The following is a 16,311-nucleotide window of genomic DNA, read 5'->3' on the forward strand; positions in this document are numbered from 1 at the left end:
GTTGCAATCATACCTGGCACTCTCATTGTTGTTTCCCTATGATACCGAACTGCTCAGAAATTGCATTGATACCTTGCTAGGCATATCAATAATGGCCAAATCCGTATATTCAATGGCGCTTATGAGATTACATTTTGTGAATTGAGGAGGTACAGAGCTTCTTAGAGCAAGAAATTAGCACGCCTCTCAAACGACATTAAGAAAGACATGCATCACGATTTAATGAAAGAGCAAAAACGTGCTGCTAAAAGCAAGGACAATGGTGAAAAAGCATTCATCAAAGAAATGGCCAACTATCGTAAGTCATGCAAAGCCGGAAGAGCTGAGGAAACTTCAGGTCACAAAAAATCCACCATCGATCATAAAAACAAGATTTAACTGAACAACTTTCAAATCTCACCTGCCCGAAATTATTATGCCCTAAAATTCATTAACCAGTGCAAGCGTTGGTGATCGGACGATTATATCGATTAGTGATGGGTATGTAGGATATGCGGAACAAGAGCCCCTGCTTCCAAAAATCCAAATCTATCAATAGGCTCAAGAGATCGCGTCAAGTATTCAGGCGATAATGCCAGCGGCAAATCAACACTGATTAAGGCAATTTTAGATGATGTCCGGTGTTATTAAAGCGGGCAATTGGCATACACCAAAGGTCAGTGCTATTGGATATTTGGATCAGCATTACAGTACCTTGTCTGCTCAAAAAGACGGTATTAGAGACCATTGATGAATTGGTGCCAACCTGGCCCCATATTGCAGTGCGTCGTCATTTAAACGATTTTCTATTCCGCAAAAATGAAGAGGTCAACAGCCTGGTTGCTCGGCTATCAGGTGGCAGCACGTCTGTCACTCTCGCACAAATTGCAGCTAAAACACCTAAACTTCTGATCTTGGATGAGATCACGAATAACCTTGATTTAGAAACAAAAGAACATGTAGCGCAAATCCTCAAAGCTTATCCCGGAGCGATTGATTATATCTCCCATGATGCTGATTTCCTGAAAGAGATAGGTGGGATTCTTTTTTTTAAAATTAGTGATGGCTATGCAAGTTTTAGCACCAGATGATGGCAATTAAATTCGAACCCTCGTTTTAGGTAAACTTTATGCGCAGCATGTCTTGCATATCCTGTGTGTCCAAATGAACCTCTTGGCACAAAAGTTCCCTTGCAATTTGTATGACATGATCTAATAAAATTTAACCATATCCTTTACCACGGTTTTTTCTTTTGTGATCAAATCATCAATATAAAGAATTTCCCCCCATGCAAGCATTGTAAGAAAAGGCTGTGTTTACGGAGAAGATAATTGAACATCATAATAAAATAACTTTTTTCAAGATCTACCTATTTTTTAATGAACCCAACTAATCTTACTGGAGCTTCTGTCCCGTCTTTAATTTTGATGGGAAGAACCATAGTAAAACTGTTTGTAGGTAGCATACTATCCAAATTTGCTACATTTTCTATGATTATCTTATCCGAGCCTAAAAAGGTTTTATGCACTTTAAAGCCATCCTCAGGGCGATCGGGTGAAAGTGTATCAATGCCAAGAGCATTCACGCCTCGTTCAAATAAAAGTGACGCGGCTCCAGAAGATACGGATGGAAATACATGGTTGTTATGGTATTTCGAAGGTGTATGCCAAAATTTGCTCCAACCAGTTTTAACCATCGCACATGAGCCTTTTGGAATAAGCCCATACTTACTTTCAAAATCCAATACATCTTGGGCGCTTAAGGAATAGCGTTCGTGGCATTTATCTGATACATTGATGACCACGCACGGCATTATCAAGTCATTCACATCAAAATCATAAATGAATTTTCCTCCAAGAATACAGTGGCTTGGCGCGTCCATGTGCGTGCCGATTCCAGCATGCATTTTTACTTTCATCACACGGAATTTATCTTCGCTCGTGCAATCAGAATAATCTATATGCACATCATGATTAAACCCGCATCCACCATTCCAGGTAGGGATAGTGCTATCGAGCGCGTGGGTTAAGTCAATAAGTTTATAGGGGAAAGTCATAATTTACTCCTGATGCTTTTGATCTAATCTTGCGGGCCAAATAGTAGTTGCATCACCAAACTTTGGATCAGCTGATCAGCTACTTTATGGTCGATTAAAAAAACCCTTTAGGTTACTAATAGACATAAATGCTATAGCAAGTACTAAAAAGTGTCATATTTCGTTATTTTAAGAACATAGCAAGCTTAGTTTGAGTAAGAATCCTTATCATCAAAAACAGCAAAAATCAATAATAGCGGCATTTCTCATCACCACGGATGGTGATAATGGGTAGCATTATTATCGAAATCTGCTAGAATCCTGGTCGGCGAAGTTGACATTCCCCACCCAGTTTGGGGTGATTATTTGAAGGAATACCAACCTTCTCCAGTTAATCATTTTGCACAATTACCCTCCCCCCTCAAAAATAAAAATGAGCGCCTTAAATAGGTAATACGTAATATGCGTTACAATTGGAAAATTTTGTTAATCGGGTCACTTCACTAATATAGCGAGCATCACGATGAAATCATCTAAATCATTTTTGGGATCATTTTACTGCCTCTTTACTGATCCTCAATCTTGCTGGCTGTTCTTCGAAACCGAATGAAAAAGAAAAAGCCAATGTATCCAACAAAACATTGGTTATTGGTTTGTTAGCTGGTCCAGCTGGTTTTGACCCAGCGCAGTATACAACACATGATGACCTAGTTCCTTCCAACCCAATTTACGACCGATTGGTTTCTTTTAAACGCGGAACCACTACCATTGTCCCAAGCCTTGCCGAAAATTGGAAAGTTTCCAAAGATGGTTTAACTTATACCTTCTATTTAAGAAAAGGTGTTAAGTTCCATACCACCAATTACTTTAAACCCACAAGAGATTTTAATGCTGATGATGTGGTGTTTACCTTTAATCGTATACTTGATCAAAAACACCCCTTTAGAGTCGCCTATCCTGCAGAATTTCCTAACTTTGAAGATACTGAAAAATTTGATCAAAGTAGTGAAGGTGGATCCTTACACTGTGCAATTTGTCTTACGTAAACCGGAAAGAATGCTAGGGATTTGGCTGCACCTTCTTCCTCCATTTTATCTTGGGAATATGCCCAGCAGCTTCTTCGACAAGGTAAAGCGTCAGACATTGGCGTAAAACCGATTGGCACTGGCCCTTTTATCCTCAAAGAATATCGTAAGAATCAGCAGATTCGTTGTGTTGCTAACAAAAATTATTGGGATCAACGTCCTGAAAACCAGTTAAAGCTTGATGGGCTGGTTATGTCCATTGTTCCTGAGTTAGCGATCCATGTCAAAAAACTACAAGCAGGTGAATTGCATGTGCTTGGAAAATTACTACCCTTAGATATTCCAAAATTCAAAAAAGACCCGAATTTTGTTGTGCATCAAGCCCTTTCCATAGATGCTTGGTTTATTGTGTATAATACACAAAAGTCCTTTTTAAGGGACAAACGAGTTCGCCAAGCACTAGATATGGCTCTTGATAAAAAAGCCATTTTGAAGGTCTTTAACGGTGCTGCCGTGCCACTTGCTACGCAGGTACCTACCCTTCAATGGGGGCATGATCCTTCCATTCAAAACCGGCCTTTTAATCCCACTAAAGCCAAACAATTGCTCAAGCAAGCAGGTTATCCAAACGGTTTTAATCTTAAATTTTGATTGCACTGAAACTGGTACCTACGAATGATTTAATTGCACAAATTATTCAAAGTAATTGGGCCAAGATTGGCGTGAAAGTTCAACTTGTTTCCTACACAGGAGGTGAATTTTGGCAACACGCCCGGGCAGGCGAGCACGACGCCATGTTTATGGGTGGTATAGGTAACAACGGTGACCCCGGTAACTTTCTCATTGCGCATACTTGTCAAGCAATTGCCATTGGCCAGAATTTATCTAAATGGTGCCACAAGCCTTTTGATCGTTTATATGATAAGGGACGCTATTCACTTGATCATACTGAGCAGGTTAATATTTATAAACAAGCACAGCAACTTCTCAAAGAAGAAGTGCCTCTATCACCCCTTTTCACCAGAATGGACGCGCATGTTACCCATAAATCCGTCAAGGGCTATGTGATACCTCTATTAACACCACAACAATATACGGGTATTTCAATTGAGTAAGGTTGATTTGAATCCCACGCTAGCTTTTGGATAGCGTGGGATTTTTACTATTGATTCTTCAGGTAGGGCGAGGATATAAGACTAAAAAAGCTGTTAAATGACAAGAAGAGTAAATAAACTGATTTAACTTAATCTTTATAAATCCTACGACGTTATTTTCAGATTTACGTAGAGCTTAAGCGCTCTTGGAGTATTCTTTGGTAAGCTTTAAAATTTTTAATCGGTTTTTGTGCGACTCCACTGACCATAGCAGCTTTCGCTACAGCAGATGAGACAACATAAATGAGTCTTGGATCGAATATACTGGGCATGATATATTCAGACCCATATTCCATTTTTTTGCCTTTATGAGCAGCAAAGACAGATTCTGGTACTGGTTCACGTGCCAGCAAAGCAATAGCTTGTGCTGCGGCAAGTTTCATAGCCTCATTAATCGTTGTGGCACGAACATCTAAGGCACCTCTGAAAATGTAGGGAAATCCAATCAAATTATTAATTTGATTGGGATGATCTGATCGACCAGTAGCAATCAATACATCAGGTCTTATTGCTTTAGCAGCTTCTGGGAAAATTTCTGGATTGGGATTCGCCAAAGCAAAAATAATCGGGTTGGGTGACATGAATTGGATAAGCTCAGGCGACAATGTGTTTGCAGTTGATAGACCAATAAATACATCAGCTCCTTTCATTGCATCAGTCAACGTGCGGGCATTGGTTTTAATCGCATGCTTGGTTTTCCAAGGGTTCATGTTTTCCTGCCGACCTTCATAAATTACGCCTGTTCTATCCAAAGCAATGACATGTTCATGTGGCACGCCATAATGCTTGATCAGATTCATACAAGCCGTACCAGCAGCGCCCGTACCGCTTAATACAACGCGGATCATTTTCATGTTCTTTTTAGTAAGATGCATAGCATTAATAAGTCCCGCTAAAACGACAATAGCTGTGCCATGTTGATCGTCATGAAACACAGGAATATCCATCATTTTTTGAGCGCTTCTTCAATGACAAAGCATGCTGGTGAGGCGATATCTTCTAAATTAATGGCACCCCAACTTGGGCCAATGTAACGCACAGCATTGATGAAAGTATCCGGATCAGTTGTATCCACTTCAATATCAATCGCATCAATATCAGCAAAACGCTTTAGTAAAGCTGCTTTACCTTCCATCACTGGCTTGGAAGCTAGTGCACCAATTTTACCGAGCCCTAGTACAGCTGTACCATTAGAAATGACGGCAACCATATTGCCTTTTGTGGTGTAGCGATAGGCTGATAAAGGGTCTTCGTGAATCGCTAGACAAGGCATAGCAACACCTGGTGTATAGGCAAGTGATAAATCATGTTGGTTAGCAAGTGGTTTAGTCGGTATAATGGCAATTTTTCCAGCTTTACGCTTTTCGTGAAAACGCAAAGCTTCTTGCTTTAGTTGCTTTTCGAGCTTGATCATAAAAAAGTACCGTCCATTTTAATTATAGTATGCATTGGATGAGCATTTTAAAACAATTTTGTATAATGTTGCTGGTAATCTGATACAAGTTGAGGCGCTCAGTTGGCTAAATACTTTCTAACAAACGATAATCCATTTTTGAATTGAGCTAACAATGACTACAGTTCCAAGTTTCATTTTTGATAAGCGTAAGGCTTATTCCATATTGGCTGTTAGCACGCTAACCTTTATCATTGGTTACATGGTATGGATGATGTTTGCGGTCATTGGCGTCTTTATCAAGAGTAGATTGAATCTGAACGCAACAGAATTTGGTTTGCTGATGGCTGTTCCAGTTTTTACTGGTTCTTTGATGAGAGCACCTTTAGGTTTTTTAGTAGATCGTTTTGGTGGTCGTATCGTCATGTTTGTGGTGTTGCTGTTTTCAGTTATACCGATTTGGCTAGTTAGTTATGCTAAGTTGTATTGGCATTTTTTAGCATTAGGAATGTTTACGGGCATCGTTGGCGGTACCTATGGCATAGGTATCCCCTATGTTGCTCACTGGTTTCCAAAGCATCGTCAGGGATTGGCCATGAGTATCTACGGAGCAGGCAGTATTGGGACAACTCTTAATAAAATGCTTGCTCCTTTATTGATTGCGCTATCTAGTTGGGTCATTGTTCCGCAAGTTTATGCTTGCCTTGTGCTCGTCGCGGCTCTACTATTTTGGCTATTTAGTTATCAAAATACCGATCATATTACTACGAGTAAAGTAACACTTAGAGAACAAATTGGAACCTTAAAAGACAAAATTGTGCTGTGTTATTGTCATTACTATTCTATTTCTTTCGGAGCATTTGTAGCACTAAGTTTATGGATGGTTCAGTATTATAAGGACGAATTTAGTTTGAGTCTTGAACAAGCTGCTTTCTTGACAGCCTGCTTTACCTTCCCGGCCAGTATGTTTAGAATACTGGGTGGGTGGCTTTCAGATAAGTATGATGGCCAAGTTGTTACGTTGTGGACAATGCGCATTGGCTGTCTTTGTACATTTTTCTTGTCTTTTCCCAGTGCGAGTATTACATTTTTTCTTCAGGGTTTTTACGTCGAATTAGTCCCCTACATTTTTGCTGTACTGATGTTCATTTTGGGCATCTGTCTCTCCCTTAGTAAAGCTAGTGTCTACAAATTTATTAGTGACAACTATATAGCTAAAATTGGCGCCGTATCGGGCATTGTTGGTACAGTAGCTGGTATCAGTGGCTCACTTTGGTTGTTTATTTTTGGTTTTTTGTTTGATTTAACAGGCATTAGATCAACTACTTTTATGTTTTTATTTTTGATGATTTTTTTAGCGCTTATCTTATTACGTGCTACTAAAACAAAATAGATTTTTATATGTTGAATGTCTAGAAGATCTAGCGATAACTGAGAAATTATCCAGTCTAACCTTCTTACTTGCTACAACAACTTTGAATTTTGTGCCTGGTTAATGCATGGATTCAGTTTTAGGCGAAAGCTTGTTGGTGAATAAATTTTATTTTAGCTATCAATCAAGCGCATGAATGATAGTTTTTTCTTAATTTTGGAAAGGGTTGACGATGACATCGTGGATAACACAAATTGTGCGTCCCGAAATTCTGACTTTAGTGCCTTATAGTTCAGCACGTAGCGAATACAGTAGCCAAGGGCACAACGAAGTTCAACTAGATGCCAACGAAAATCCTTGGAAGCCTCGCGGGCAAAGCGTATCAATTAACCGTTATCCCGAACCGCAGTCCATCCAGTTAAAACAAAAAATAGCGAAGTTATACAACATAGCGCCTGAGCAGTTATTAATCTCAAGAGGTGCTGATGAAGCCATTGATTTATTAATTCGCACATTTTGTCGTCCTGAAAAAGATGCCATTATTGCTAGCCCACCTACCTTTGGCTCTTACACTGTTTATGCTCATATCCAATCAGCAAAAGTCATTAATATTCCATTGGATACGAAAGATTTTTCGTTGAATTTATCGGGTATGATGTCTGTTCAAGACGTCAAGATTGTTTTTATTTGTACGCCAAATAATCCAACAGGTTCAACCGTATCATTGGATCAGATCCAAGCTTTATGCGAAAATTATAAGGGTCGGGCTATTGTTGTGGTTGACGAAGCTTATATTGATTTTGCTGATATGCCTTCTGCCTTAACGCTATTAAAACAATATGCTAATCTTGTTGTATTAAGAACATTTTCTAAAGCATATAGCTTGGCTGGGGCGAGAATTGGCGTTTTGGTTGGCAATGCCGATATTGTTGCTCTAGTGAGAAAAGTTTTGGCGCCTTATCCTATTTCAACATTCTGTTATAACGCGGCTTTTGATGTGTTAACGCCGGAGAATTTGGTTGATGTTAAAGAACGCATTGCCATTCTCAAAAAAGAAAGAAAATATCTGTATCAACGTTTACAGCAATCCAATGTGCTGACAAAAGTTTGGCCAAGTGCCGCCAACTTTTTATTGGTGATTGCAAAAGAGGCGGATGATCTATATCAAAAACTCAAAGACCAAAACGTGATTGTGAGAAATTGGAATAAAGTCATCCCTGGCGGCTTAAGAATTACGGTTGGAGCGCCAGAAGAGAATCAAAGGTTATTAGCAGCACTGGATTGATTGTAGCAAGTAGTCTTGCTTGATATATTAAGCGTTTTTTCTTAGCAAACTTGGTAGTATTGATGAAAAAACTTGCCAAGATACGATCAGCATTGGCTGATGGTGTTAGCGTATCTCCTCAAAAAGCAGCTTCTTTGTTTAAGACTGATTCGGGTTGTTATGCGGCTCATGACCAGTTCATAGGTGTGACCGTTCCAACCATCAGAAAAATTGCAAAACAATTCGATTCTCTTCAGTTAGGCGATCTACAAGGTTTATTGACCTCTTCTATTAACGAAGAAAGGTTTTTAGCGCTCATTATTCTGATTATGCAGTATCAAAAATCAGACCTTGTGCAACGCGAAAAACTGTATCAGTTTTATGTGGATCACCTTCAACATATCAATAATTGGAATTTGGTTGATGCCTCGGCACATTGGATTATTGGTGCGCATTTGTTTGATAAAGATCGTTGTTTATTAGAACAACTAGCACAATCTGATAATTTATGGTCGCGAAGGATTGCTATGGTAGCAACTTGGTATTTTATTCGGCAGAACGATATAGTATGGACATTCAAAATTGCAACTCAGCTTTTGGCAGATCAAGAAGATCTTATTCATAAAGCGGTAGGTTGGATGCTAAGAGAAGCTGGGAAGCGTGATGAAAGCGCGCTTACTCAATTTCTCAACAAATATGCTTCAATCATGCCAAGAGTAATGCTGCGTTATGCCATTGAAAAATTATCACCAACGATTCGTCAGCAGTATCTTGCAATGCGTTAAATCGTGCCAATAAAAAATTGCAATACTTCATCTAATCCATTGTTGTTGGTTGTGTTGATGCTAATTTAGCGCCGAGCCAGCGAATAAACCTGACCGCTCCATAAAAGAAGGGTATGCCACATATTGTGAAAAACAATTTCCAGCCATAACTATTTATAAATAATGGCCACAATTGTTCTTTAGGAAAAATACCAACCCAGGCAGAAAGGGTTAGTACAACTCCCGTATCAATAAAAAGTGATACCATGGTACTACCACTATTTCTTGCCCACAAGTATCTTCCCTTGGTGAGTTTTCGGATGGCTAAGTAAAGGAAAATATCAAATGATTGTGAAATATAACAGGCAATCATTGATATGATGAACATATAACCAAACATACCAAAAGTATTGTGAAAAGCTAAACTGGTCATTTTTGACCATGTGGTAGTAGGTAAAGTATCTATAAATAAAACCAAAAGAGCAACCATGGCACTGGCTGCTATAGCGCTACGCACACAAAATCTTGCTTTTTCTTTGCCATAGAATTCTGTAATTAAATCACTGATAAAAAATGAAATCGGATACAAAACCGCACCAGCAGATAGTTCAAAATTCGGAATCAACAGAAAATTTAGCGCAACAAACTTCTGATAAACCAAATTTGATAGTACGATCACCAGCGCAAATAGTATGCAAAGTCCCGTGAAGATTCTTTCATTAGAGAACATAGAAAATATCCATTTCGTAAGTAATAGTGAAATGGTATTTTATCTACCTTTCATCTTTTCTCATCAATTGTTTGGATATTGCTGACTAAATACTCACCTATTTAGCGTAATAGGGAGCTGGAAGAACGCTTTATTTATTGTGCGAGCGCTTTATATCTCTAATTTGCAATGTTTCGGGGATTTACTGGGCAGATGCAGTATTCTTTTACCACCGATAGTTGACCTAAGTAATAGTTGGACAATGGACAGCTTTCATTTACAGTGCCATTAGCAATATCATCCTTACTATTTGTAATCTGAATCATTAGAATAAAGCAGGCACCATAATATAACCAAGATGTTCTTCAGTAAACCAAATAGGTTTCCGACAGCGGCACGACCAATGATCGGTACACTAATTAAATTAATGGCTGTCAAAACACCATTGGGTTCATTCTCAATGACTTGAATTGAGCGAGATTTGCAAGATAGCACGTAGATACCCCTTTTCCTCTAAGGATTTGATACCATCCCAGACATTAGGGGCTTGATTTGAAGCTTAGCTGCGATTTCTTGAAGTGTGGGAGCAATACCTCACCTACTTTTTAAGTTTTGCATTACCTGCAAAAGTCTATGCTGCACTTGAGAAAGCTTGAACACACAAGATCCTTGTATATTATTTTTCCTTTCTAACTCCTTTAAATTTTTTGTTATCGTGCTTGACATCCATAAACCGACCCGTTTGAGTATCGCGCTTAGTAAAGCGTTCGTTTTGTGGATTTTGCACTTGACTTCTTCCTTTAACTGCACCCCGACGGCTCCCATCACCAGACGGTGGATTCTTTGCCATAGCTTGTACCTCCTGATTTGATAGTAAATTTTAATTTCCCTTTATATATTTATATATTAGATAAATCTAAACACAATATCACATGCAAAAAAGTTGAAAATCATTAGTCATTATTATGAAACAGTATTTTTTCATCCTCGCACCTGTCTGATTTGATACTTAACAAATTATCTTTAAAATTCCTTATTTTTTAATTGAAATTTCCATTAATTTTTGGCCTTTTATTTGCTCGTTGTTAACTAAAGCGTAAATCGTCAAAAATTTTTGGATTCAAGAAAAATATCTTTAAATATGCTGGATTGCTTTAAAAAAAAGATATCGAACAAAACAATTGTAAAATTCCCTGTATATTATGCTCTTGCTCAAGTACAGTTTAGTTTGGTTGCGGATATTGAAAAAATATATGGTAGCTATACAATAAGAATTACATGACTTTTGGGGAAGAGTGTAATTAACTAAAGGAACATAGAATGAACGAACAGCAAAAAAAGGCAATGGAATACCCAATAAACGCAATGGCTTGCAGGATTCTTCTTGCTATTTCAGCAGGGAGGAATTCGAACCCACCAGTCTACTTCAAACCATCAGAGTTGCTCAATTTTTTTCCAGATGTAGATAGCGATAATGAAACAAAATTTAATCAAACATTTGGATTGACAATGATAGAAAAAAACTGTTGATATTAGATGCAAATGGAAATTTAGAAGTAGGTTCCAAGGGGTTTGATTTAGTGATCAGCATGATAAAAGATTATCCATATGTAGAAGGATACATTACTGGAAAAACCGAAGAACTCCCAGACAAAAAACCATTTTGGGCAAAATTTTTAGACGTGTATCCAACACTCGGAGTTATACCGATCATTTTTATTGGGCTTTTTATTGGGCTAATTTTAATTAACATCTTCGAATAGGAAGCATAACAAAAAAGGTTATTTGGCTTTACAACAAAGGTCAATCGCTATACTGAACCGGAACTAGTTGCAAAAGCATCTGCCGAAGAAAACGCCAATAGACCTACAGCATAAGATTGATAATACGGAGCATTTCATGAATATACACTCTCAATGAGGCGCAACAAGTTTATAGCGATTTATTATTAACCAACCACTGGCCACACAAAAAACTAAACCTAAACTAATGCAATAAACTTTCATACTATTCACTCTTGCGCAATACAAAAAATATCTCAAAGTTAAAAATCAAATATCTGGGAGGACAAAAACTACTTGGTGGTACACAATGCCCTCCATCATCAATCAAACAAGCATTTCCTATGCTGTTACCAGCAATCGAAAACTGGCTATCAATAGTTAAGAGAGTGGGGTAAAAATAAAGATCAGAAACGATAAAAGAAAACGTTTAGTGCGTATTAAGGGGCATCCATCATGCTATTTCGGAGGAGAGCACTACACACAATAGGGGGTACATTATGTGCTCTACTAAGTAGCAACTACAAAACTGTTAGATCTTTATTAGATCAAGTAATCTTTTTGGAATATGTCTGTTAAGAACCCCGATAATACAAGTGTTATTTCTTGGATTCTAGAATAAAAAAATACATGCAGAAAGTAGGTAAGATTGTCAATTAGACTGGTGGGTCTGGTTGGACTTGAACCAACGACCCCCGCCTTATCAAGACGGTGCTCTAACCAGCTGAGCTACAAACCCCATGACAGGTAGACATAAAGAACTGATAGATGTGAGACTTGATTGTATTCCTTTTTTAGTCGCTTTCTTTCTCTAGAAAGGAGGTGATCCAGCCGCAGGTTCCCCTACGGCTACCTTGTTACGACTTCACCCCAGTCATGAAGCATACCGTTGTAAGCGACTCCCCGAAGGTTAGTCTACCCACTTCTGGTACCCCCCACTCCCATGGTGTGACGGGCGGTGTGTACAAGACCCGGGAACGTATTCACCGCAGCATGCTGATCTGCGATTACTAGCGATTCCGACTTCATGCACTCGAGTTGCAGAGTGCAATCCGGACTACGATCGGCTTTGTTGGGATTGGCTTCGCCTTGCGGCTTTGCGACCCTCTGTACCGACCATTGTATGACGTGTGAAGCCCTGGTCATAAGGGCCATGAGGACTTGACGTCATCCCCGCCTTCCTCCGGCTTGTCACCGGCAGTCCCATTAAAGTGCTCAACTAAATGGTGGCAACTAATGGTAAGGGTTGCGCTCGTTGCGGGACTTAACCCAACATCTCACGACACGAGCTGACGACAGCCATGCAGCACCTGTGTCCAAATTCCCTTTCGGGCACTCCCGCATCTCTGCAGGATTCTTGGCATGTCAAGACCAGGTAAGGTTTTTCGCGTTGCATCGAATTAATCCACATCATCCACCGCTTGTGCGGGTCCCCGTCAATTCCTTTGAGTTTTAACCTTGCGGCCGTACTCCCCAGGCGGTCAACTTCACGCGTTAGCTGCGCTACTGAGGATTTCAACCCCCAACAGCTAGTTGACATCGTTTAGGGCATGGACTACCAGGGTATCTAATCCTGTTTGCTACCCACGCTTTCGTGCCTGAGCGTCAGTCTTATCCCAGGGGCTGCCTTCGCCATCGGTGTTCCGCCACATCTCTACGCATTTCACTGCTACATGTGGCATTCCACCCCCTCTGACAGACTCGAGTTCACCAGTCCTCAATGCCCGTCCCAAGTTAAGCTCGGGGATTTCACATCAAGCTTGATGAACCGCCTGCGCACCCTTTACGCCCAGTAATTCCGATTAACGCTCGCACCCTACGTATTACCGCGGCTGCTGGCACGTAGTTAGCCGGTGCTTATTCTTTGGGTACACTCATGCTATCTTGTTTATTAGACAAGATAAGCTTGTTCCCCAACAAAAGTCCTTTACAACCCGAAGGCCTTCTTCAGACACGCGGCATGGCTGGATCAGGGTTGCCCCCATTGTCCAAAATTCCTCACTGCTGCCTCCCGTAGGAGTCTGGGCCGTGTCTCAGTCCCAGTGTGGCGGATCGTCCTCTCAGACCCGCTACTGATCGAAGCCTTGGTAGGCCTTTACCCCACCAACTAGCTAATCAGCCATCGGCCGCTCGTATAGTGTGAGGCCCGAAGGTCCCCACTTTCCTCTTCATAACAAAGAGCGTATGCGGTATTAGCTACGCTTTCGCGTCGTTATCCCCCGCTACACGGTACGTTCCGATGTATTACTCACCCGTTCGCCACTCGCCACCCGGTGTTGCCACCTGTGCTGCCGTTCGACTTGCATGTGTAAAGCATGCCGCCAGCGTTCAATCTGAGCCAGGATCAAACTCTTGAAGTTTAATCACTGTTTACATATTGTATTGCATGATTTGCGACTTCTTTGAATCAAAAAAGTCCCACATCTATCGGTTCTTTATGTCTAAATTGTATAAAGAGCATATATCAAACAAGGGGGAAGAACTATACGGGAAGTTAGGTGGGGTGTCAATGGGAAATATCACTAAGGCACTTCTAAAAAACCAAATCATATTGATCAATCAATTAGTTATCAAAATAAAGTCGGTATTTAAGTTTTTGTTTTTCGTGTAGCAGCATATTTTTGATTCGGGTCAACCAATGCAAAGTCAACCTGCTTACTTTCCAGATTAGCTGCGGCTACAAGTATGGTGAGCGTATCGCCAAGTCGATAAACTTTGCCACTACGTTCCCCCTCAATAGCAAGTGTTTCTGGTCGATAATGAAAATAGTCTTTACCTAAGGCAGAAATATGTACCAAGCCTTCCACGTAAATCTCATCTAAAAGCACAAATAATCCAAAGCTGGTTACCCCACTAATTTTTCCCGTAAAAATCTCACCAACTTTGTCCTGCATAAAATAAGTTTTTAACCAAGATTCAACAGCTTGAGTCGCCTCATCGGCCCGCCTTTCGGTTAATGAACAATGTAGACCCATTTGATCCCACTGTCGCATTTTTTCAAAACGCTTGGCTAGAATCGCTTTAATCACCCGGTGCGTTAATAAATCTGGATATCGTCTAATCGGCGAAGTAAAGTGCATATACTGTGGATAGGATAAACCAAAGTGACCCACGTTTTCAGGACGATAAACAGCTTGTTGCATAGAGCGCAATAAAGCAATTTGTAACATGGTGGCATCGGGTCGATTGCGTATCTTTTCAGACAATTTTGCGTAATCTTTTGAAGTAGGTTTATCGCCACCTGATAATGCGAGTCCACATAACGACAAAATTTTTCTTAATGCTTCTAATTTTTCTGGCGTGGGTCCTTCATGAACACGATATAAACAAGACACTTTATGTTGTGCAATCATATTCGCCGCACAAGTATTAGCAGCAAGCATGCACTCCTCAATTAATCGGTGCGCATCGTTTCTCACAACTGGCTCGATACGTTCAATTTTGCCTTGTTCATTAAAATGCATAAGGGTTTCTACACTATCAAATTCAATAGCGCCACGATGGAGACGTTGGGAGTGCAAACGCTTGAACAATGCATAAAGTGTATCAATAACTATTTTATATGGATAATCGCTACCCGTACTAATCCATTGCCATACTTGGTTATAAGTCAGTCGAGCTTTGGAACAAATTATTGCTGGATAAAATTGATAATTGGTAACGCTACCTTCTAGGCTAATTTGCATTTCACAAACAAGGCTTAATCGATCAGCTTCTGGGTTTAACGAACAAATACCATTGGATAAGGATTCTGGTAGCATGGGAATTACACGTCTTGGAAAATAGACAGATGTTCCTCTTTCATAGGCCGCTTCATCCAAAGCACTATGCGGTTTGACATAGTGACTCACATCCGCAATAGCAACCCATAAACGCCAATCGCGACCATTTTTTTCAGCATAAACAGCATCATCAAAATCCCGTGCATCTTCTCCATCAATAGTCATAAACAGCAAATTACGCAGATCAACACGACCAACACAGTCTTGCTCACGCACATAATTTTTTATAGTTGCTGCTTGCTTCAAAGCTGCATCGCTAAAAAGATGTGGCAAAGCATAACTACGTAATGCCATTTCTATTTCCATGCCCGGTGCTGCATAATCACCCAGTACTTCTACAATTTTCCCAATAGGCTGATCAACAGTATTTGGCTGCTGCACGATATCGACAACCACAACTTGCCCAGGTTTTGTGGAGATACTTTGAGTGCAATCAATCAAAATACGCTGGCAAATACGATTGTTATCAGGCAAAACCATCGTCAGACCGTATTGATAATAAACCCGTCCTACTAACTGGTTTACAGCGTGATGTAGTACTTCAACAATGCGGCCATATGGTTTTTTGCGATGATTAAATCCCATTACCTGCACCATAACTTCATCACCATGAAACACTTGGCGCATCTCTTGTTCAGATAAAAACACGTCTTCCAATGTATTGTCATCGGGCACAGCAAACCCATAACCTGCTTGATGACCTTGTATGCGACATTTAATGAGGTGTAATTTACTCGTAACACAAAGTGCCCCCTTGCGGTTTAGAATGATTTGCCCATCACGTTGCATAGCACGCAAACGACTATCAAAATATTGCTGTTCAGTAGACTTAATGGAGAGTAGTTTGCAAAGTTCACGAGGGGCAACAGGCATGTTCAACTGCAAAAGTACATCCAAAATATGTTCTCGACTCGGCAAAGGAAAACCATATTTTGCTGTTTCGCGTCGGATATGTGGATCTTTTTGTCGCAGACTTTGTTTTTGAAGTTTGGAAGGTCTTTTAAACATTGACATTTCAGGTACCATCCTTATAATCTAATGCTTGCAGTTGAG

General features: G+C 40.0%; 15 protein-coding genes, 1 tRNA gene, 1 rRNA gene and 1 pseudogene. 10 read left to right on the plus strand and 8 right to left on the minus strand.

The features are described from left to right. Positions 1-207: 207 nt before the first annotated feature. Positions 208-378: a hypothetical protein gene (locus IPK86_00005; protein ID QQS16648.1), complete on the plus strand. Its 171-nt coding sequence runs from the start codon at positions 208-210 to the stop codon at positions 376-378. A 383-nt stretch (positions 379-761) separates the two neighbouring features. Then, on the plus strand, positions 762-1,070 hold the full coding sequence (locus tag IPK86_00010; GenBank protein ID QQS17000.1) for an ABC transporter ATP-binding protein: 309 nt from the start codon (positions 762-764) through the stop codon (positions 1,068-1,070). A gap of 278 nt (positions 1,071-1,348) precedes the next feature. Here IPK86_00010 and IPK86_00015 read toward each other — a convergent pair whose 3' ends face one another. Then, positions 1,349-2,035, minus strand: coding sequence for a cyclase family protein (locus IPK86_00015; GenBank protein ID QQS16649.1), 687 nt, complete (start codon positions 2,033-2,035; stop codon positions 1,349-1,351). Between the two features lie 632 nt (positions 2,036-2,667). On the opposite strand from IPK86_00015, the gene IPK86_00020 reads away from it, so the two are divergent. Genes IPK86_00020 through IPK86_00030 form a run of 3 tightly spaced genes read left to right on the plus strand, consistent with a single transcriptional unit; the run spans position 2,668 to position 4,154 of the window. Continuing rightward, on the plus strand, positions 2,668-3,060 hold the full coding sequence (locus tag IPK86_00020) for a hypothetical protein (protein ID QQS16650.1): 393 nt from the start codon (positions 2,668-2,670) through the stop codon (positions 3,058-3,060). 21 nt (positions 3,061-3,081) lie between these two features. After that, entirely contained in the window at positions 3,082-3,690 is a 609-nt protein-coding gene (locus tag IPK86_00025; GenBank protein ID QQS16651.1) for a hypothetical protein, read from the plus strand. Beyond that, positions 3,687-4,154 (plus strand): hypothetical protein, encoded by a 468-nt coding sequence (locus IPK86_00030; protein ID QQS16652.1) that lies wholly within the window; start codon positions 3,687-3,689, stop codon positions 4,152-4,154. The genes IPK86_00025 and IPK86_00030 overlap by 4 nt, the downstream gene beginning before the upstream one ends. A gap of 164 nt (positions 4,155-4,318) precedes the next feature. Here the strand turns inward: IPK86_00030 and IPK86_00035 are convergent. Then, positions 4,319-5,607: pseudogene (locus IPK86_00035) on the minus strand (malate dehydrogenase). 154 nt (positions 5,608-5,761) lie between these two features. Between IPK86_00035 and IPK86_00040 the strand changes: the two are divergent. The 3 genes from IPK86_00040 to IPK86_00050 all read left to right on the plus strand — a co-directional run bounded on the left by IPK86_00040 (position 5,762) and on the right by IPK86_00050 (position 9,007). Next, positions 5,762-6,979 carry a NarK/NasA family nitrate transporter gene (locus IPK86_00040; GenBank protein QQS16653.1) on the plus strand — a complete coding sequence of 406 codons (1,218 nt, stop codon included), beginning with the start codon at positions 5,762-5,764 and terminating at the stop codon, positions 6,977-6,979. 211 nt (positions 6,980-7,190) lie between these two features. Further along, positions 7,191-8,243, plus strand: coding sequence for a histidinol-phosphate transaminase (gene hisC / locus IPK86_00045; protein QQS16654.1), 1,053 nt, complete (start codon positions 7,191-7,193; stop codon positions 8,241-8,243). Positions 8,244-8,305: 62 nt separating this feature from the next. After that, positions 8,306-9,007 (plus strand): DNA alkylation repair protein, encoded by a 702-nt coding sequence (locus tag IPK86_00050; protein ID QQS16655.1) that lies wholly within the window; start codon positions 8,306-8,308, stop codon positions 9,005-9,007. Positions 9,008-9,038: 31 nt separating this feature from the next. Here IPK86_00050 and IPK86_00055 read toward each other — a convergent pair whose 3' ends face one another. The 3 genes from IPK86_00055 to IPK86_00065 form a co-directional block, all read right to left on the minus strand. Continuing rightward, entirely contained in the window at positions 9,039-9,716 is a 678-nt protein-coding gene (locus IPK86_00055) for a queuosine precursor transporter (GenBank protein ID QQS16656.1), read from the minus strand. 285 nt (positions 9,717-10,001) lie between these two features. Next, complete coding sequence (locus IPK86_00060) at positions 10,002-10,190, minus strand: hypothetical protein (protein ID QQS16657.1); 189 nt, start codon at positions 10,188-10,190, stop codon at positions 10,002-10,004. Positions 10,191-10,371: 181 nt separating this feature from the next. Then, on the minus strand, positions 10,372-10,545 hold the full coding sequence (locus IPK86_00065) for a hypothetical protein (GenBank protein ID QQS16658.1): 174 nt from the start codon (positions 10,543-10,545) through the stop codon (positions 10,372-10,374). Positions 10,546-11,015: 470 nt separating this feature from the next. Here IPK86_00065 and IPK86_00070 point away from each other — a divergent pair, with 470 nt between their 5' ends. After that, complete coding sequence (locus IPK86_00070) at positions 11,016-11,225, plus strand: hypothetical protein (protein ID QQS16659.1); 210 nt, start codon at positions 11,016-11,018, stop codon at positions 11,223-11,225. Next, complete coding sequence (locus IPK86_00075; GenBank protein ID QQS16660.1) at positions 11,222-11,458, plus strand: hypothetical protein; 237 nt, start codon at positions 11,222-11,224, stop codon at positions 11,456-11,458. Before IPK86_00070 ends, IPK86_00075 begins: the two co-directional genes overlap by 4 nt. 680 nt (positions 11,459-12,138) lie before the next feature. On the opposite strand, the gene IPK86_00080 is transcribed toward IPK86_00075, so the two are convergent. From IPK86_00080 to rnr, 3 genes are all read right to left on the minus strand, one after another. Further along, positions 12,139-12,215: transfer RNA gene (locus IPK86_00080), tRNA-Ile, on the minus strand. A 76-nt stretch (positions 12,216-12,291) separates the two neighbouring features. Next, a 16S ribosomal RNA gene (locus IPK86_00085) occupies positions 12,292-13,836 on the minus strand. Positions 13,837-14,064: 228 nt separating this feature from the next. Beyond that, positions 14,065-16,272, minus strand: a complete 2,208-nt coding sequence (rnr, locus tag IPK86_00090) for a ribonuclease R (protein ID QQS16661.1) — start codon at positions 16,270-16,272, stop codon at positions 14,065-14,067. Positions 16,273-16,311 lie beyond the last annotated feature (39 nt).

This window comes from Neisseriales bacterium, assembly GCA_016699915.1.
Taxonomy (GTDB): Bacteria; Pseudomonadota; Gammaproteobacteria; order Burkholderiales; family Q3-R57-64; genus Q3-R57-64.